The following is an 18,056-nucleotide window of genomic DNA, read 5'->3' as shown; positions in this document are numbered from 1 at the left end:
GGATGGTAACGGATGGTTGAGGGCTATTTGCCCCAGCAATCAGCGACTGTTGCTCCACCTGACAGATTGTTGTTTCCACGTTGCCCGGTGTTGGTAATGGTGTAGTCACCACATTTGTCGCTGGCCTGAGGGCCTGCCTTTCGTGTAGCCACCAAAGTGAAAGCGGCGTTGGAATTCACTCCAAAAAAACCAATGGTGTATCGCTTATTGGTGTCTGCAGACCAAGTAAGTGCGGGAGAAAGGGTTGTGGGGTAAACGCCCGTTGCCGTTGCTGAGCGCTCCATCCACTGCTGGGCCTGCAGCAATCCAGCGCGTGCATCGGCCCGATGCCCCCGGCGAATGTATTCGGTGTAGCTGGGGTATGCAATGGCAGAAAGAATGCCAACAATGGCCACCACGATCATCAATTCGATCAGGGTGAAACCGTGCTGCTGCGGATGGTGGTTGTGTTTCTTCGAATGCATCGTGGTTCCTCACTTACTGGATCTGCCTCCAACTTGGGCGCAAGGACTCTTCAGGCATTGCGGCTAGGTTTTCCTTGTTGTTCTTGGCATCAATATCGACATTCTGGAACTTATCCTTCTTGATGATGCTGTGCGGACCTTTGGCTACTTTTCTTCGAGATACGCCAGCATCAAGAGCTGTGTACTTATCATCGTTGTTCATGTCCACAATCTGCACTGAGGGGCGTTTTCCATCCATGATATTGACAAAGGTTCGGTATTGGCGCTCTCCATCCACTGATGTGGATTCGCAGCTTTCCACATTCGGGTCAACATCGGAACCCTTTGCGGGCACTTGTGACCAAACGGTCAACAGGTTGCTGGCATCATAAAAATCCATCGGCTTGAGCAAACGCTCGCCCACTGAGGGCAAATCAAGGTACCAACCGTTGAAGTTGGCCCACGTTTCCTTTTTCAATTCATCAACGATATCCACAGTTGCAAAATCCCCACCGCTCAGTTCGGTGAATTTTTGCTGCGCCAGCTTGGCAGACGCAACGCCAGTTCCCAAAGCTGCTGGCGCTGGCACACAATCGGCTCCGCCGGGGCATGTGCCGCCACCTGGATGAACTTCCAATCTAGCGCCCAAGGCAGATGCGACTGTACGATATCGGGTATTGTCCAATACGGAGTAAATTGTTTGGACGTCAATACTGGATGGGTCGTCTTTGGTGACGTTACGGCCCGTACCAAAGGCGACCATCATTCCACCTACCCGCACAGTCTTGGCGGTAGGGCCACTGCCTATAGTCATGGTGCGGTCATTTGCACGCACGGTTGGCGCTGTTGAAATGGGCTGAATCTTGGTGCGCGAAGACGAACCCAGCGCAGCAGGGCCTTGTGCTGTGAACAGTGGCGTACCGTTGAAAGCCACCTTCCAATTGCTGGCGTTGGAGTCGGTCAGGTCAAACTTCCACATGTTGCCTAGGTTGTCGCCTGCATAGACCACATCAGTCATACCATCGCCATTGATATCCACAACCCGTGGAGCGCCAAGACCATTGTCCTTGGCATTGCCGGTGCCTGGCGCATCAGTCGTGACCGGAAGGCGCACCAACTCCTTAGTGCCATCCAAGTACTGCACCAGCAACACAGGCCGTTGATTGGCACTGTTGTAACCATTGCCCAGAACTACAGCCCAGCGGTTGTTGTTCATCCGAGTGATTTGCGTGCTACGCATGGCATCGTTGTCATCACGCACAGGGCGAGCGGTGATATGGCCGATGTCTTTGTCTTCGTCAACAACCTTGATGCAAGTGGTTTGCTCTGCGCCAGTCATTGCAGCGCAGTTGGGCGCAGGCTCAGACGGGCCGCGGGTACGATCCAGTTTGACCAAATGCTGCGCGTTGCCTTCTGCAAAACCCAGTACACCGCTGGGCGTGGTGGTCGCGCTGGGGTTGGTCACATCCAGGACGAAGTAGCCTTTGCCGCCCAGTCCAAGGGTGCCTACAAGCATGGTACGCCAGTCGGGGGTGTAGGTGCCGTAGTTGGGATCGGTAGGGTCCTGAATACCCCCGTTCATGTCCACATCGCCAGTCATCGGCGAACCATCCACAAAATACTTGTGTTTGTTGTTGTACTGAGGGTCGGTCAGCAAAGTGAGGTTCGGAACGACACCACGCGGGACATACGCCAGCTTCTCCTCGCCATCAGCCGCGGCAAAGCCGTGGAGCATGCCATCGTTCCCGCCTACGTAAAGCATGCCAGGGCGGGACGCGTTACTTAGAACGAAAGAGGTATAACCCTTGAGTAAATAGTCTGCAGAAGGTGCGCCTGTGTACCAGACATCAGAGTTGATGATGTCCCCTTGGCGACTTTTGCGCTGACGGAAAGGTGTTGCAGGGGGGTAGTTGCTCGGGGCAACACCCTCTAGGCTCTTGTCTCCGCGGATGTAGTTAAGCCGTTGCTCGCCTTTTGTTGGCCCTTCGTCTGTTCCCAGCACATTTTTTTGCAGCCAAACTTTCTGTGTGCTACTCAGGTCGGAAGTCCACTTGAACGATATGCCGCCCTTGTACTTTGTGCTTTCCCATGTATCGCTCCAGCCCAGCACCAAGCGGCTCGATATGCTGGTCAATGCGTCCAATTTGTCGGCAGTATTCTTTCCACCCCAACCTGGATCGGGGTAAGTTGTGCCATCTTTCTTGACCTTGTCCGCCGAAACATATCCCTTCCAGAAATTTTCTGGTTCATAGCCTGCAGTGTATTTGCCGACTTCGCTTCGAGATACGTTAGAGCCACTGGTGGCGCTGGCACTCAAGTCGGGGTCTGAACCTGTATTGATTTGACCAAAAATTTCACGGAAGGCTTTTTCAAGGTCATCGCCCTTCCTCACGGCATAGAACCGACCGCGACCGTTGAGGGCAGAGTGCCAGAGATCCAGGGCATGGTTGTTGTTCTGGTTATGGTCGCCGTCATCCAGCGTGGGCCAAGTCTGGTTGCCGGTGACAAAGTTGAGAAAACTGTTGTCATAGCCAAACGGCAGTTGTTGGGTAGGCGGCTCGATGCTGGCGCCAGCACCGTATGGCCAGGTGACGGCATCGTTACTGAAACCGATGGTATAGGTCACCATGTGGGGCCATGTCGCCGGGTTGTAGCGTGGGTTCCAGTACCGTTCCAGGATGGCGTCCTTGTTGGCGCTGTCCTTGCCAAAGTTCTCGGTCGCAGGTGCCGCGCGGTAGTCGGCAGCAGGTTGCATGGTTCCGGTCATGCCACTGGTTTGCATGGCCGTCGACCAACTGTAGAAGGCCCAGTCGGCCAAATTGTTCGGGTCTGTATCGCGGTAGAGCGCTGTTTTCGCGCGATCCGCTGCGGTGGCGCCGCCGTACACCATGCCGTCGGGCAGGGTCTTATTGGTGGCATTGTCCTGTGCGCCACCCGAATCGGTGCCGTTCCAGCGACCGTCCGACATGAAGATGTGGTAACTGCGTCTGCAGGCCAAATAGGGAGATCCGGTGGTGCCGGGATCGCTGGCCCACGCACTGCTGGTCCCCAGTGGCTGGCGCATATAGGCATCGGCCTGACTGAACATCAAGTGGGATGGTGTGCCATTATTTGCCTTCAGGCTGTTGACAAAATTCAGAAAATTCGTGCGGTGGCTACCCTGCAAAATGCGCATCGAATTGGTCTTCATGGTGGCACTGTTGACGTTTTTCGCGTCTGGCGCACCGCCGTTATTCCACATGGTTTGCCAGGCAATGCGCACCTTCTTGTCAGGCATCAAGCTGGGGTCGTATTTGGGATGTGTGGTGTCAAAGATTGATCTGAGCGCGTATTTCAGAATATTGATGCGCTTGGCATTGGTGGGCCAGCTTCCGTCGGCATTTGGTTCGGTAATGGTCGAACTGCCTGTGCTGGTGTTGGTGACCTGCCAGTCCATACTACCTGAATCGTCCACCGAAATGATGACGTTAGGTCGGACGTAGGGTTCTACGGTGCCGGGAGGGGATTCAGCCAAATCCAAGGCCCATGAAGAGTAAGGCGCAAGGGCTGTGCTTGCGGCCAAGGCAAGCAGAGATTTGCGAAAACGGGGATTGGTCTTGCGGGCCATGGGATGCTCCTTGGCTGAAAAGTTTTGGGTTAATAGGCCTTGATGGCTGAATAGCAAAGCAACAAGTGCAGTATTTTTTGAGGGTCAGTCTTTGCGGGTCTGACGAACATAGGTCTGTTGCAGCACCGCCACGGTTCCTGGCTTGCGACCAAATGCGAGCGCGGTAATGCGATAGGCTAGGTTTGGCTTGAGGTTGAGGCGCAGGAGGTGGTCTGTGTTGGTTCCACCGACGATCACGCCCGAATTTTTGCTGCTTTCGTCGTAACGCAAGACTTCGATCCAATACCAGCCGCCGCGGTTGTCTGCGCTTGTGTCGGCCAAGATGGGGTTGGCCGTGCCGGCACCGCCTACGATTGCACCGGAGTACTGTCCGTAACGTGCACCCACGTTCGTCTTGGTCATGTCTTCAAGCTTCACTTCCCCTGGCTGCAGGGTGGTGGAACTGGTGGTGTTCCAAAAGTCCTGGCGGCCAGCACGTTTGAGGCACAGACCATTCGCGCATTTGGTGGTGTGCTGGTCAAGTTTGGCCAGCAGCGGTGTTACCTCTTGAGCATCAATAGGTATCTGAAAGGCCGAGGGAATGCTGTCACGGCAATTGGCTGCGGTACAGGAGGAGCCGTCGGGGTTTTCTCGTCGAATATCGAGCTCCGCATCTTGCAGCAGTGCCTGTGCTGCTTCGAATGCGCGCTGGTAGTCCGCATCGTTGCCGACGATCATCTCGTTGAACAGCGAGGTGCGAGAAGCCCACAGTGCGAGCAGCATGGACAACATGACAAACACAATCACGACAAACAGCGCGACGCCTTGCTGCCGACTGCCTGAGCGGTGGTGGGATGAAATTGACATGCTTTGCATGATGATTTGCTCGGCAAGTGGTTAGAGCACAGTGCCAATGAGGCCCTGACTGCGAAGTTGAAAGACGTTGCGGAAGACCATGTGCATGCGTTTTGCACGCGTACCGGTCAGGGTGCTCATGTCCACCAAGGTGGCACCGTCGCAGTCGGTATAGTTGCTTCCCGCTGGCAGATCGATGGGTTCTGAGCCGTAGATCACCAGGCACACCTCTACAGCCTGCACCTGGCCCCAGTTGGTAACGCCTGCGGCGTTCACAGACTTGATGGTGGGTATGCCCGGTGTGGTGGTAATGTCTTGAGTTAGATAGTTAACTTGAAAATTTGCTACGTTTTGCACGATGGCTTGCGCAGCTCCTCCACCGAAACTTGCGCACCGTAATTCATTGCTTTCAAGCCTAAAATGGCTTTCGATCAGGGTGGCGCTGGGATTGGCTCCAAGACAATCGCGTGCCTGGGATTGTTCAGATGCACTGGTAAAAACGGGCTCTGCATAGTTACTGAACCGTGTGCTCAATTTGTATTCACTACTTCCCGGGTTGTCTTTGCCTTCGATAACTTTCCATTCAGGCTTGGTCATGTCCATATCGCCTGATTTGACTTCGAAAGCAACTGGAGCCAAGTGGGGCTCGGCAGTGGCTACTGTTCCAGGATTCAGGTTCAGGCGAAGCGATCCGGATTGCCGCAATTGCTGACCAATCACACGCATTGCATAGGAGGCCTGTTGTTGGATGCCGCTGGCGTCCGTGACGGTGCCGGATACTCCGCGCGACACCATGAGGGCCCCCATGGCCACTGCAATGACGAGAAGGCCGATGGCAATGCCAACCATCAACTCAATCAGGGTCACACCGCGCTGACGGAGTTGGTTTGTCCGCATCAGTCGGTTGATGCCGATGTGGTGGCGACAGCCTCCAGTGATGTGCATAGAGCGCATATCAGGCTCCCGGGCAATAGTAGGTTGTTGAGGATGCGCCGGGTGCGTAGGGTGCACAACGGCCCGTCACGGGGATGTACTGCAAATGACAAATATGGTCAGCAGGGCAGGCCAAGGCGGCGCCCGCGCTCAATGAGCCGTCATTGGCGCGTACTTTGGTGGCGTCGATGTCGTCTTTGTATGCTGCACTGGTGTCTCGTTCGTTTTCGCGCCAAGCCACCATGATGCCAAGTTGCCGACCTTGGCCAGGGGGCAGTCCTGCTTCTGCAGGGGGAACGAAAATGGCGGCCTTCCCGATGGGAAGGTTGTCTCGAACGGCCTTCTTCCAGACCTGCATGTCATACGTGGCCAACTGTGAGTGGTTGCAGCCAGTGGTGCAACTGCCAGGTGCTGGTGCGTCCGAAAAGGTGGTGGTGTAGGCGTTGATGTTGGCGAGCGCGTTGGGGTTGGCTTTCATGCGCTCTCCCAAATCTTCGATCAGTCGGATCGCTTGCGCTCGGCGCACTGTGGTGGATGTGTCACTGAGTGTGCGCATTTGCACGCCCAGGATGCCGAGGATGCCCAGGGCAGTGACGACGATGGCGATCAGTGATTCGATTAGCGAGATGCCGCGTTGTCGCCTCAAAGGGAGAGTGTTTGCGTAGATCGTGGTCATGGTGTTTAACCGGTGCATGGAATGTCTTGGGGAGGGATCACGCGGATGCGACCACCGGAGCTGACGCAGACGCCGCGTGCGCCGTAGTGGGTCGTAGTTTTGTCTAGTGGCACTAAGCTGAAGCCTAGCCAAGTACCATCGACAAGGCCCCAGCGATTGAGTTTGATACTCGCACCGCCACTAGTACGCGTTATCTGCACACGTGCCGGAGCATCTGCCCTTTGTAGCACCGGCTCATTTACATTGCATGTGCCGTTGTTGTTGGTGTCATGGCAGACAAACCATCCGCAATCCCAATCACGGTTTCCTGTGGCAGTGGTACAGCCGTTGGTGTTGTTGGGTAATTTTTGGATTGCGATTTGTCCACCACGTTTAATTGCCTCAGATCGGGCGAAGTACAAACTTGAACTGAGTTGCTCTGTAGCTTGGCGGACTCTCCAGCTTTCAATCAGAGGGGTAAAGCTGGGTGCCGCCAAGGCTGCCAATATGGCTACGATGGAAACCGTAACCAACAACTCGATCGCCGTGAATCCACCTGCCCGGTGAGCTGGGAGAGCGACGGTGCTGTTTGATTGAAAAGACATGGCATCGCTTCCAATGTACTTAGGGGCAAGCGGCACCTTGCTTCATCTGCGTGATTCGACCGCCGCTGGTCACGCAAAGTCGGATAGCGCTACTGTGAGTGTCTGTCTTGCCTGTAGGGAAAATCGGGAAACTCATGGCGGCGGGGACTCCGCCATTGGTTTCCGAGATCATTCCCCAACGATCAATAAACAACATTGTTGTGCCGTTGTTCTGGGTCATGGCCGTTTTATTTGGCGTCAGATTGACTTGTAGGTCGGTGGTCGCGCCATTCTGAGTGTGGGTAATTTTCCATCCTTGATCCCATCCCCCTGTAGCGTCGAGCGCCACACCGCCTCCGCGCTTGATAGCCTCAGAGCGTGCAAAGTAGAGGCTGGATGTGAGGTTTTCTGCGGTCTGTCGCACGCGCCAGCGTTCAATCAGTGGAGTGAAGCTGGGTGCAGCCAGTGCCGCCAGGATGGCCACAATGGACACCACCACCATTAATTCAATGGCAGTAAAACCACTTTGGTGCGCACCAGCAACCCGGGTGGTAGCCAGGAGTGGGAGCGTGCGCAATGGGGTCAAGGGTCGCATAGGATCATCCTAGGTGCTGTAAAGGAGGGCGGCCGAGCGGTGCCGACGAATGGCATGTTGGTGCTGACAAGCGGTCAATCCCCGGTGATTGACTTGATCTATCGATCAGCGTGTGTATCCCAGGCAGGCGCCCGCATTGTGCATGCCCTTGCATTCCCGTTTCAGGCGTTTGTCGCGCTGGGCGGGTGTTTCTTCCGAGGGGCTGCGGTGGTAGGTGATCTTGCTGACACCCTTGCGGGGTTTTTCTGTCTGGGTGCTGTTCTGGTCATTGGCCTTGCGCTTGGCCCAGGTGTCTGCCGGATAGGTGACCAATGCCAGGCAAACGACAAGGGTGCAGGCGAACAAGGGGTGGTGGTTTCTGCGTGGTGTGGTCATGGCGTGCGGGGTGGGTGAGGGGCGGGTTGCCTTGTGCAGTTATAATCCACCTGTTTTGCATGGTGCAAGACGCACGTCAGGGCTTGTTCCGGCTCCTGGCGCAAGTAAAACCAAGGTGTGCACGCTTTTTTCAAGAGTGGGCCCGCCGTTCATTCAAGGACATTTCCAATGATCGCCTCTTCTGTCAAGGCCGAAGTCGTCAAGGCCAACCAACGTGCTGCCAATGATACCGGCAGCCCCGAAGTCCAGGTGGCGCTGCTGACTGCCCGCATCAACGAACTGATGCCTCACTTCAAGGAGCACGCCAAGGACCACCATGGTCGCCGTGGCCTGCTGCGCATGGTGAGCCGTCGCCGCAAGCTGCTGGATTACCTCAAGGCCAAGGACGCCGACCGTTACACCGCGCTGATCGCCAAACTGGGTCTGCGCAAGTAAGCCGCATTGCACGCATGAACGCCTGGGTTAGCACGCTAGCTCAGGCGTTTTTTACTTTTGCTGGTGTGCCGAGCAGATCGAAGCTGTGTCATTCCAATGAACTCCGCGGGCGGTTTCACTGGAATGGCATCGTTTGCTGAATTGGCCGCCAGAGCCCGCTGGTATTGCGTAACCAGCTATTAAATCAGGAGCAACTATGAGCATTTTCAACAAAGTTACCAAGTCTTTCCAGTGGGGCGACAAGACCGTCGTCATGGAAACGGGTGAAATCGCCCGCCAGGCCTCCGGCGCCGTGCTGGTGAACATCGACGACACCGTGGTGCTGGCCACCGTGGTGGCCTCCAAGTCGGCCAAGCCGGGCCAGGATTTCTTCCCGCTGACGGTGGACTACATCGAGAAGACCTACGCCGCCGGCAAGATCCCTGGCAGCTTCTTCAAGCGTGAAGCCAAGCCCAGCGAACTGGAAACGCTGACCAGCCGCCTGATCGACCGTCCGATCCGTCCGCTGTTCCCCGAAGGCTTCTTCAACGAAGTGCATGTGGTCATCCACACCCTGTCGCTCAACCCTGAGGTCGATGCCGACATTGCCGCCATGATCGCTTCGAGCGCTGCCCTGGCGGTCTCCGGCATTCCCTTCAGCGGTCCCATCGGCGCGGCCCGCGTGGGTTACATCAATGGGGAATACGTGCTCAACCCTGGCCAGACGGCGCGCAAGAACAGCCAGATGGATCTGGTCGTGGCAGGCACCGAGGCCGCCGTGCTGATGGTCGAATCCGAAGCGCAGCAGCTGCCCGAGGACGTGATGCTGGGCGCCGTGGTGTTTGGCCACGAGCAGGGCAAGATCGCCATCAACGCCATCCACGAGCTGGTGCGTGACGCTGGCAAGCCCGCCTGGGAGTGGCAAGCCCCTGCCAAGGACGAGGCGCTGATCGCCAAGGTCACCCAACTGGCCGAGGACAAGCTGCGCGCCGCCTACCAGATCCGCAACAAGCAGGCCCGCACGCACGCTTGCCGCGAAGCCTATGCCGTGGTCATGGCTGACCTGAAGGAAGCCGGTGTCGAGTTCGACGCCGTCAAGGTCGAAGGCATGCTGTTCGACATCGAAGCGCGCATCGTGCGCAGCCAGATTCTGGCGGGCGAACCCCGCATCGACGGCCGCGACACGCGCACCGTGCGCCCCATCGAAATCCGTGGCAGTGTGCTGCCGCGCGCACACGGCTCCTCGCTGTTCACCCGCGGTGAAACCCAGGCGCTGGTAGTGACCACGCTGGGCACCGAGCGCGATGCGCAGCGCATCGATGCGCTGGCCGGCGAGTACGAAGACCGCTTCATGCTGCACTACAACATGCCTCCCTTTGCCACTGGCGAAGTGGGCCGCATGGGCAGCACCAAGCGCCGCGAGATCGGTCACGGCCGCTTGGCCAAGCGCGCTCTGGTGGCCTGCCTGCCGAGCAAGGAAGAATTCCCCTACACCATGCGCGTGGTGTCGGAAATCACCGAATCCAACGGCTCCTCGTCGATGGCTTCCGTCTGCGGCGGCTGCCTGTCGCTGATGGACGCCGGCGTGCCCATGAAGGCGCACGTGGCCGGCATCGCCATGGGCCTGATCAAGGACGGCAACCGTTTTGCCGTGCTGACCGACATCCTGGGCGATGAGGACCACCTGGGTGACATGGACTTCAAGGTGGCCGGCACGACCAACGGCATCACCGCACTGCAGATGGACATCAAGATCCAGGGCATCACCAAGGAAATCATGCAGGTGGCACTGGCCCAGGCCAAGGAAGCGCGCATGCACATCCTGGGCAAGATGCAAGAAGCCATGGGCGAAGCCAAGACCGAAGTGTCCAACTTCGCGCCCAAGCTCTACACCATGAAGATCAACCCCGAGAAGATCCGCGACGTGATCGGCAAGGGTGGCGCCGTGATCCGCGCGCTTACCGAAGAGACCGGCTGCCAGATCAACATCGAGGAAGACGGCACCATCACCATCGCCGCCACCGAAGCCGCCAAGGCCGATGAAGCCAAGCGCCGCATCGAGCAGATCACGGCCGAAGTGGAAATCGGCAAGGTCTATGAAGGCCCGGTCACCAAGATCCTGGACTTCGGCGCCCTCATCAATCTGCTGCCCGGCAAGGATGGTCTGCTGCACATCAGCCAGATCGCCCACGAGCGCGTGGAGAAGGTCACCGACTATCTGACCGAAGGCCAGATCGTCAAGGTCAAGGTGCTGGAGACCGACGAGAAGGGCCGTGTCAAGCTGTCCATGAAGGCTCTGGCCGAGCGCCCTGCAGGCTTCAGCGACCGCCCGGCCCCCGCAGAGCGCCGTGAGCGCGAGCCGCGAGCCCCGCGCGAGCCCCGCGAGCCCCGCGAGCCCCGCGATCCGGGTGCCGATCAGCAGCAACAGCAGCAAACGGTCGGCAACCAGGACCAGATGCAGTCCTGATCCATTGATGGAATGCTATTATTTTGATAGCTGTTTGCGCTCTATCCACGGGCGCTAGTGGCAAAAATAGCATCAAGTCTGAGCCCTCCATGCAGGCCATCGAAATCTCCGCCTTTGGCGCCCCTGAGGTGCTGCGCGTGTGCGAACGCGCGCAGCCCGTGCCGGGCGTGGGCGAGGTGCTGATCCGCGTGGCGGCCAGCGGGGTGAACCGCCCCGATGTGCTGCAACGCAAGGGCCACTATCCCGCCCCGCCGGGCGCGAGCGATCTGCCGGGACTGGAGGTGGCGGGTGTGATCGAGTCCGGGGATGTGCAGGCCATGGCGGCCCACGGCTTGCAGCCGGGGGATCGTGTCTGTGCCCTGTTGGCCGGTGGTGGCTATGCCCAGTGGTGCGTGGCGCCGGTGGAGCAGTGCCTTCCGGTCCCTGCGGGCTTGACCGATGCCGAGGCGGCCTCGTTGCCTGAAACCTTCTTCACTGTCTGGAGCAATGTTTTTGACCGCGCGCGTTTGCAGACGGGCGAAACCTTGCTGGTGCAGGGTGGGAGCAGCGGCATTGGCGTGGCGGCCATCCAGCTCGGGCGTGCATTCGGTGCCACCGTCATCGCGACGGCGGGGAGCGAGGACAAATGCGCTGCCTGTCTGGCCTTGGGGGCGCATCACGCCATCGTTTACCGCAGCCAGGACTTCGTGGCCGAGGTGATGCGCATCACGCAGGGCAGGGGGGCTGATGTGGTGCTGGACATGGTGGCGGGCGATTACGTAGCGCGCGAGGTCGATTGCCTTGCCGAAGACGGGCGCATTGCCATCATCGCGGTGCAGGGCGGGGTGCAGGCCGCATTTGATGCAGGCAAGCTGCTGCGCAGGCGTCTGACCATAACCGGCTCCACGCTGCGGGCGCGCTCCACGGCGTTCAAGGGTGCCATCGCCCGCGCCTTGCGCGAGCGCGTGTGGCCCTTGCTTGCATCGGGCGCCGTGCGTCCGGTGGTGTACCGCAGCTTTGCTGCCCATGAGGCGGCACAGGCCCATGCGCTGATGGAGTCCAACCGGCACATCGGCAAGATTGTTTTGACCTGGTGACCATGATGAAAAAACTCATTGCAGGCAACTGGAAGATGAACGGCAGCCTGGCTGCCAACGAGGCGCTGGTGCATGCGCTGCGCGATGGCGTGGGCGCAGCCCCCGCCTGTGATGTGGCGCTGGCCGTGCCTGCGCCCTACCTGGCGCAGGTGCAGGCGCTGGCGGCGGGCTCCTGTCTGGCGTTGGCGGCACAGGACGTGTCGCAACACGAGTCCGGCGCCTACACGGGCGAGTTCTCGGCAGCCATGCTGCGCGACTTTGCGGTACGTTATGTGTTGGTGGGGCATTCGGAGCGCCGCCAGTACCATGGCGAGACCGATGTGCATGTGGCCGTGAAGGCCCAGCGCGCCCTGGCCGCGGGTATCACCCCCATTGTGTGTGTGGGTGAAACGCTGGAAGAACGCGAAGCAGGGCAAACCGAAGCGGTGGTGCGTCGCCAACTGGCGGCGGTGATTCACCTCAACGGCCATTGCATCAGCGAGGTGGTGGTGGCCTACGAGCCGGTCTGGGCCATTGGCACGGGCAAGACCGCCACGCCTGAGCAGGCGCAGCAGGTGCATGCCGTGTTGCGTGCGCAGCTTGCAGCGGCCAGCCCCCATGCGGCCAAGATTCGCTTGCTGTACGGCGGCAGCATGAATGCCGCGAATGCGGCGCAGTTGCTGGCCCAGCCCGATATCGACGGCGGTCTGGTGGGCGGTGCTTCGCTCAAGGCTGCAGACTTTTTGCAAATTATTGCCGCAGCCCAATAACGGCGGACGGTACACGCTATTCAATCAGGAGTATTTCAAGAATGAACTTGCTAGTGAACTTGTTGTTGACGGTCCAGATCCTGGCCGCTTTGGGCATGATTGGGCTGATCCTCGTTCAGCACGGCAAAGGTGCCGATATGGGTGCTGCGTTTGGCAGCGGCAGCTCGGGCAGTCTGTTCGGTGCGTCGGGTGGTGCCAACTTCCTGTCGCGCACCACGGGGGTGTTGGCGGCGGTGTTTTTTGTCTGCACGCTGATGCTGGCCTACTTTGGCAATGCACGTCCGGCCAGCACGGGAAGTGTGCTGGAGACGCCGGCTGCCGTTGCTCCTGCGGCGGCGCCCGACGCGGGCTCTGCGGCGGCCATTCCAGGTGCCGCAGCACCAGCTACCGCACCTGTGGTTCCGGCTTCTGGTGCAGGTCAAATTCCTGTGAAATAAAAACACAAGAAATGCGACGCCGGACACCGTAACAGGGTTTTTCCGGAGTAGAATTTGAGTCTGTCTGGGAAGCCAAAACCAAGTGGTTCCTCATGCCACCCAGACACGACAAGCCGTCGTGGTGAAATTGGTAGACACGCTATCTTGAGGGGGTAGTGGCGAAAGCTGTGCGAGTTCGAGTCTCGCCGACGGCACCAAACAACATACAAACAGGCCTGTCCGCGTGTTCCGTCCTGCGGACATGACGGGCGAGGCTCCACGGTGAGCGCATCCACAAGATGAACCTCGATCAATATCTCCCCGTCCTCCTGTTCATCTTGATTGGCATTGCGGTGGGTATCGTGCCCCTGGTTCTGGGGTACATCCTCGGACCCAACCGCCCTGATCCTGCCAAAAACTCCCCCTACGAGTGTGGCTTCGAAGCCTTCGAAGATGCGCGCATGAAATTCGATGTGCGCTACTACCTCGTCGCTATTCTTTTCATTCTTTTCGATCTGGAAATTGCCTTCCTGTTCCCCTGGGCGGTCTCGCTGCAGGAGGTGGGCGTGACCGGCTTTGTGGCCGTGGTGATTTTTCTGGCCGTTCTGGTCGTGGGTTTTGCCTACGAGTGGAAAAAGGGCGCCCTGGACTGGGAATGATCGGCTAGCACGAGGAACGACGCAATGATTGAAGGCGTGATGAAGGAAGGCTTCATCACCACGAGCTATGACTCCGTGGTGAACTGGGCCAAGACGGGTTCGCTCTGGCCCATGACGTTTGGCTTGGCGTGCTGTGCGGTCGAGATGATGCATGCCGCTGCAGCGCGCTACGACATCGGCCGCTTTGGTGCCGAGGTGTTCCGTGCCAGCCCTCGCCAGTCCGATCTGATGATCGTGGCGGGCACGCTGTGCAACAAGATGGCGCCTGCACTGCGCAAGGTGTACGACCAGATGAGCGAGCCGCGCTGGGTGCTCTCCATGGGCTCTTGCGCCAACGGTGGTGGCTACTACCACTACAGCTATTCCGTGGTGCGTGGCTGCGATCGCATCGTGCCGGTGGACGTGTACGTGCCGGGCTGCCCGCCCACGGCCGAGGCGCTGATCTACGGCATCATCCAGCTGCAGCAGAAGATCCGCCGCACCAACACCATTGCACGCGCCTGAGGGGAGGGCCATGACATCTGTTGCCATTCGACCCGAGGAACTCAGGGATCACATTGCCCAGGCGCTGGGTGCGCTGGCCCGTTCTGTGACCCTGGCCCGTGGTGAAGTCACCGTGGTGGTTGCCGCCGACCAGTATTTGCAAGCCATGCAGTTGCTGCGCGATGCGCCCACCTGCCGCTTCGAACAGCTCATTGACCTGTGCGGCCTCGACTATTCTGCGTATGCGGATCGCGTGAACGAGGGTCCGCGCTACGCCGTGGTATCGCACCTGTTGTCTGTCTCCCTCAACCAGCGTGTGCGTGTGCGTGTGTTCTGTCCTCAGGACGATATGCCGGTGGTGGCGTCGGTCACGGGCCTGTGGGCTTCTGCAGCATGGTTTGAGCGCGAGGCGTTCGACCTGTTCGGTGTCGTGTTCGAAGGGCACAACGACCTGCGCCGTATCCTCACGGACTATGGTTTCATCGGCCACCCGTTCCGCAAGGACTTCCCGCTGTCGGGTCATGTGGAAATGCGCTACGACGCCGATCAACGCCGCGTGATGTATGAGCCAGTCAGCATCGAGCCGCGTGAGATCACGCCACGCATCATCCGCGAAGAAAACTACGGAGGCCTGCACTGAGGCCTGAGTGCTTTTCAGTGATCCATCATGGCTGAAATCAAGAACTACTCTCTCAACCTCGGTCCGCAGCACCCTGCAGCCCACGGCGTGCTGCGCTTGGTGCTGGAACTCGACGGCGAGGTCGTCCAGCGCGCCGACCCGCACATCGGTCTGCTGCACCGCGGCACCGAAAAGCTGGCCGAGCACAAGACTTTCCTGCAATCGCTGCCTTACATGGACCGTTTGGACTACGTGTCCATGATGTGCAACGAGCATGCCTACTGCCTGGCCATTGAAAAGTTGCTGGGCATAGAGGTACCGCTGCGTGCGCAGTACATCCGTGTGATGTTCTCGGAGATCACGCGCTTGCTCAACCACCTGATGTGGCTGGGTTCGCACGGCAACGACTGCGGCAGTTCCACCATCCTGATTTACACCTTCCGCGAGCGTGAAGACCTGTTCGACATGTACGAAGCCGTGTCGGGCGCGCGCATGCACGCAGCGTATTTCCGGCCGGGCGGCGTGTACCGCGATCTTCCCGATTCCATGCCCCAGCACCAGGAAAGCCGTATCCGCAGTGCCAAAGCAGTGCAGGAGCGCAACGCCAACCGCCAGGGTTCGCTGCTGGACTTCATCGAGGATTTCACCCGCCGCTTCCCCGGCTATGTGGATGAGTATGAAACCCTGCTCACCGACAACCGCATCTGGAAGCAGCGAACCGTGGGCATTGGCGTGGTCACCCCCGAGCGCGCCCTGAACCTGGGCATGACCGGCCCCATGCTGCGCGGCTCCGGCATTGCCTGGGACCTGCGCAAGACCCAGCCCTACGAGGTTTACGACCGTGTCGATTTCGACATCCCCCTGGGCAAGACGGGTGACTGCTACGACCGTTACCTGGTGCGTGTGCAGGAAATGCGCGAGTCCAACCGCATCATCAAGCAGTGCGTGGACTGGCTGCGTGCCAATCCCGGTCCGGTCATCACCGACAACCACAAGGTGGCGCCACCCGCACGGGATCGCATGAAGTTCGGCATGGAAGACCTGATCCACCACTTCAAGCTGTTCTCCGAAGGTTTCCATGTGCCCGAGGGCGAGGCTTACGCTGCCGTGGAGCACCCCAAGGGTGAGTTTGGTATTTATCTGGTCAGTGACGGTGCGAACAAGCCTTACCGCATGAAGATCCGCGCCCCCGGTTTCGCACACCTGGCCACCATGGACGAAATGGCGCGCGGCCACATGCTGGCCGACGTGATCGCCATCATCGGCACCATGGATATCGTGTTCGGGGAGATTGACCGATGATTTCTGAAGCGACCAAGGCGCGCTTTGCGCGTGAAGTGGCCAAGTACCCGGCAGAGCAGAAGCAGTCTGCCGTGATGGCCTGCCTGGCCATCGTGCAGCAAGAGCAGGGCTATGTGAGCCAGGAGAGCGAAGCGGGCATTGCCGAGTACCTGGGCATGCCCGAGATCGCCGTCCACGAAGTGACGACCTTCTACAACATGTACAACCAGCAGCCGGTGGGCAAGTACAAGCTCAACGTCTGTACCAACCTGCCTTGTCTGCTGCGCGATGGTGGCAAGGCCCTGGAACATCTGGAACACAAGCTCGGCATTGCGGCAGGCGAGACCACCGCCGACGGCATGTTCACCCTGCAAGAGTGCGAGTGCCTGGGCGCCTGCGCCGATGCGCCCGTCATGCTCGTCAATGACCGCAGCATGTGCAGTTTCATGAGTGGCGAAAAGCTCGACCAGTTGGTCGACAACCTGCGTACTGCGGAGGGCAAATAATGACCACGGCAGCACAGGTGCTCTCCCAGTTTCAGGCCACCGGTGTGGAAACCTGCTTCCACGATCGGCACATTGATCCGCAAATTTACGCTGGCCTGAATGGCTCCAACTGGCGTCTGCAGGACTATGAGGCGCGCGGTGGCTACCAGGCACTGAAGAAAATTCTGGGCAAGGATGGGGGCGAAGGCCTCAATCAGGATCAGGTGATTGCCACCGTCAAGGAGTCCGGCCTGCGCGGTCGGGGGGGCGCTGGTTTTCCCACCGGGCTGAAGTGGAGCTTCATGCCGCGCCAGTTCCCGGGTCAGAAGTACCTGGTGTGCAACTCCGACGAGGGAGAGCCGGGGACCTGCAAGGACCGCGACATCCTGATGTTCAACCCCCACATCGTGATTGAAGGCATGATCATTGCCGGCTTTGCGATGGGCATCAGCGTGGGTTACAACTACATCCACGGCGAGATTTTCCAAGTGTACGAGCGCTTTGAGGCGGCGTTGGAAGAGGCGCGCGCAGCGGGCTACCTGGGCAGCAACATCCTGGGCAGCAACTTCAGCTTCCAGTTGCATGCCCACCATGGTTTCGGTGCCTACATCTGCGGCGAGGAAACCGCTCTGCTCGAATCGCTGGAAGGCAAAAAGGGCCAGCCGCGCTTCAAGCCGCCATTCCCTGCCAGCTTCGGTTTGTATGGCAAGCCCACCACCATCAACAACACCGAGACCTTTGCTGCGGTGCCCTGGATCATCCGCAACGGTGGCGCAGCCTACTTGGCCTGTGGCAAGCCCAACAACGGTGGCACCAAGATCTTCTCGGTCAGCGGCGATGTCGAGCGTCCAGGCAACTACGAAATTCCCTTGGGCACCCCGTTTGCCAAGCTGTTGGAACTTGCCGGTGGCGTGCGCAAGGGGCGCCAACTCAAGGCCGTGATTCCTGGCGGTTCTTCTTCGCCCGTGCTGCCTGCCTCCGTGATCATGGAGTGCACCATGGACTATGACTCCATCGCCAAGGCAGGTTCCATGCTGGGTTCGGGCGCTGTAATCGTCATGGACGACAGCCGCTGCATGGTGGAGTCGCTCAAGCGCCTGTCGTACTTCTACATGCACGAGTCCTGTGGCCAGTGCACGCCTTGCCGTGAAGGCACAGGCTGGCTCTGGCGCCTGGTGGACCGCATCCACCGTGGTGAGGGGCGTCCTGCCGACATGGACCTGCTCGACAACGTGGCCAGCAACATCATGGGCCGCACCATCTGCGCCCTGGGTGATGCAGCGGCCATGCCGGTGCGTGCGATGCTCAAGCATTACCGGCACGAATTTGCGGCAATGATCCGCACCACGAGTCCTCAGGCCACCACTTCTGCCTGATCGCG

Annotated in this window: 19 protein-coding genes and 1 tRNA gene; 12 read left to right on the top strand and 8 right to left on the bottom strand. The window is 59.1% G+C overall.

The annotated features are described in order from the left end of the window. Positions 1-23: 23 nt before the first annotated feature. The 8 genes from GWK50_RS11225 to GWK50_RS11190 all read right to left on the bottom strand — a co-directional run bounded on the left by GWK50_RS11225 (position 24) and on the right by GWK50_RS11190 (position 8,026). Complete coding sequence (locus GWK50_RS11225; protein WP_162016589.1) at positions 24-464, bottom strand: type IV pilin protein; 441 nt, start codon at positions 462-464, stop codon at positions 24-26. 13 nt (positions 465-477) lie between these two features. Beyond that, entirely contained in the window at positions 478-4,050 is a 3,573-nt protein-coding gene (locus tag GWK50_RS11220) for a PilC/PilY family type IV pilus protein (protein ID WP_162016588.1), read from the bottom strand. Positions 4,051-4,134: 84 nt separating this feature from the next. Then, on the bottom strand, positions 4,135-4,896 hold the full coding sequence (locus tag GWK50_RS11215) for a PilX N-terminal domain-containing pilus assembly protein (RefSeq protein WP_162016587.1): 762 nt from the start codon (positions 4,894-4,896) through the stop codon (positions 4,135-4,137). A gap of 30 nt (positions 4,897-4,926) precedes the next feature. Further along, positions 4,927-5,781, bottom strand: a complete 855-nt coding sequence (locus tag GWK50_RS11210; protein WP_162018089.1) for a PilW family protein — start codon at positions 5,779-5,781, stop codon at positions 4,927-4,929. 58 nt (positions 5,782-5,839) lie between these two features. Continuing rightward, the gene (pilV, locus tag GWK50_RS11205; protein WP_242455357.1) at positions 5,840-6,493 is read right to left on the bottom strand and encodes a type IV pilus modification protein PilV; all 654 of its coding nucleotides are present in this window, start codon (positions 6,491-6,493) and stop codon (positions 5,840-5,842) included. A gap of 5 nt (positions 6,494-6,498) precedes the next feature. Continuing rightward, a complete protein-coding gene (locus GWK50_RS11200) occupies positions 6,499-7,077 on the bottom strand; it encodes a GspH/FimT family pseudopilin (RefSeq protein WP_162016585.1) in 579 nt (192 codons plus the stop codon). A gap of 19 nt (positions 7,078-7,096) precedes the next feature. After that, positions 7,097-7,651, bottom strand: coding sequence for a GspH/FimT family pseudopilin (locus tag GWK50_RS11195; RefSeq protein ID WP_162016584.1), 555 nt, complete (start codon positions 7,649-7,651; stop codon positions 7,097-7,099). 105 nt (positions 7,652-7,756) lie between these two features. Next, the gene (locus tag GWK50_RS11190; RefSeq protein WP_162014696.1) at positions 7,757-8,026 is read right to left on the bottom strand and encodes a hypothetical protein; all 270 of its coding nucleotides are present in this window, start codon (positions 8,024-8,026) and stop codon (positions 7,757-7,759) included. Between the two features lie 168 nt (positions 8,027-8,194). On the opposite strand from GWK50_RS11190, the gene rpsO reads away from it, so the two are divergent. The 12 genes from rpsO to nuoF all read left to right on the top strand — a co-directional run bounded on the left by rpsO (position 8,195) and on the right by nuoF (position 18,051). Further along, positions 8,195-8,461, top strand: a complete 267-nt coding sequence (rpsO, locus tag GWK50_RS11185; protein ID WP_162016583.1) for a 30S ribosomal protein S15 — start codon at positions 8,195-8,197, stop codon at positions 8,459-8,461. A 196-nt stretch (positions 8,462-8,657) separates the two neighbouring features. Further along, the gene (gene pnp / locus GWK50_RS11180) at positions 8,658-10,907 is read left to right on the top strand and encodes a polyribonucleotide nucleotidyltransferase (protein WP_162016582.1); all 2,250 of its coding nucleotides are present in this window, start codon (positions 8,658-8,660) and stop codon (positions 10,905-10,907) included. 89 nt (positions 10,908-10,996) lie between these two features. After that, positions 10,997-11,983, top strand: coding sequence for an NAD(P)H-quinone oxidoreductase (locus GWK50_RS11175; protein WP_162016581.1), 987 nt, complete (start codon positions 10,997-10,999; stop codon positions 11,981-11,983). Between the two features lie 2 nt (positions 11,984-11,985). Continuing rightward, positions 11,986-12,732 carry a triose-phosphate isomerase gene (gene tpiA / locus GWK50_RS11170; protein WP_162016580.1) on the top strand — a complete coding sequence of 249 codons (747 nt, stop codon included), beginning with the start codon at positions 11,986-11,988 and terminating at the stop codon, positions 12,730-12,732. 41 nt (positions 12,733-12,773) lie between these two features. Continuing rightward, positions 12,774-13,169, top strand: coding sequence for a preprotein translocase subunit SecG (secG, locus tag GWK50_RS11165; protein ID WP_162016579.1), 396 nt, complete (start codon positions 12,774-12,776; stop codon positions 13,167-13,169). Positions 13,170-13,281: 112 nt separating this feature from the next. Then, a tRNA-Leu gene (locus GWK50_RS11160) sits at positions 13,282-13,366 on the top strand. A gap of 81 nt (positions 13,367-13,447) precedes the next feature. Beyond that, on the top strand, positions 13,448-13,807 hold the full coding sequence (locus GWK50_RS11155) for an NADH-quinone oxidoreductase subunit A (RefSeq protein ID WP_162016578.1): 360 nt from the start codon (positions 13,448-13,450) through the stop codon (positions 13,805-13,807). A gap of 24 nt (positions 13,808-13,831) precedes the next feature. Further along, a complete protein-coding gene (locus tag GWK50_RS11150; RefSeq protein ID WP_005793239.1) occupies positions 13,832-14,311 on the top strand; it encodes an NADH-quinone oxidoreductase subunit B in 480 nt (159 codons plus the stop codon). Between the two features lie 10 nt (positions 14,312-14,321). Next, positions 14,322-14,930, top strand: a complete 609-nt coding sequence (locus GWK50_RS11145; protein ID WP_162016577.1) for an NADH-quinone oxidoreductase subunit C — start codon at positions 14,322-14,324, stop codon at positions 14,928-14,930. Positions 14,931-14,957: 27 nt separating this feature from the next. Continuing rightward, entirely contained in the window at positions 14,958-16,211 is a 1,254-nt protein-coding gene (locus GWK50_RS11140; RefSeq protein ID WP_162016576.1) for an NADH-quinone oxidoreductase subunit D, read from the top strand. Then, entirely contained in the window at positions 16,208-16,696 is a 489-nt protein-coding gene (gene nuoE, locus GWK50_RS11135) for an NADH-quinone oxidoreductase subunit NuoE (RefSeq protein WP_162016575.1), read from the top strand. The genes GWK50_RS11140 and nuoE overlap by 4 nt, the downstream gene beginning before the upstream one ends. Then, positions 16,696-18,051 (top strand): NADH-quinone oxidoreductase subunit NuoF, encoded by a 1,356-nt coding sequence (gene nuoF, locus GWK50_RS11130; protein WP_162016574.1) that lies wholly within the window; start codon positions 16,696-16,698, stop codon positions 18,049-18,051. The genes nuoE and nuoF overlap by 1 nt, the downstream gene beginning before the upstream one ends. Positions 18,052-18,056 lie beyond the last annotated feature (5 nt).

The sequence above is a fragment of the Acidovorax sp. 210-6 genome, assembly GCF_010020825.1.
Classification (GTDB): Bacteria; Pseudomonadota; Gammaproteobacteria; order Burkholderiales; family Burkholderiaceae_C; genus Simplicispira; species Simplicispira sedimenti.
This window is presented reverse-complemented; position numbering and strand designations above follow the sequence as displayed.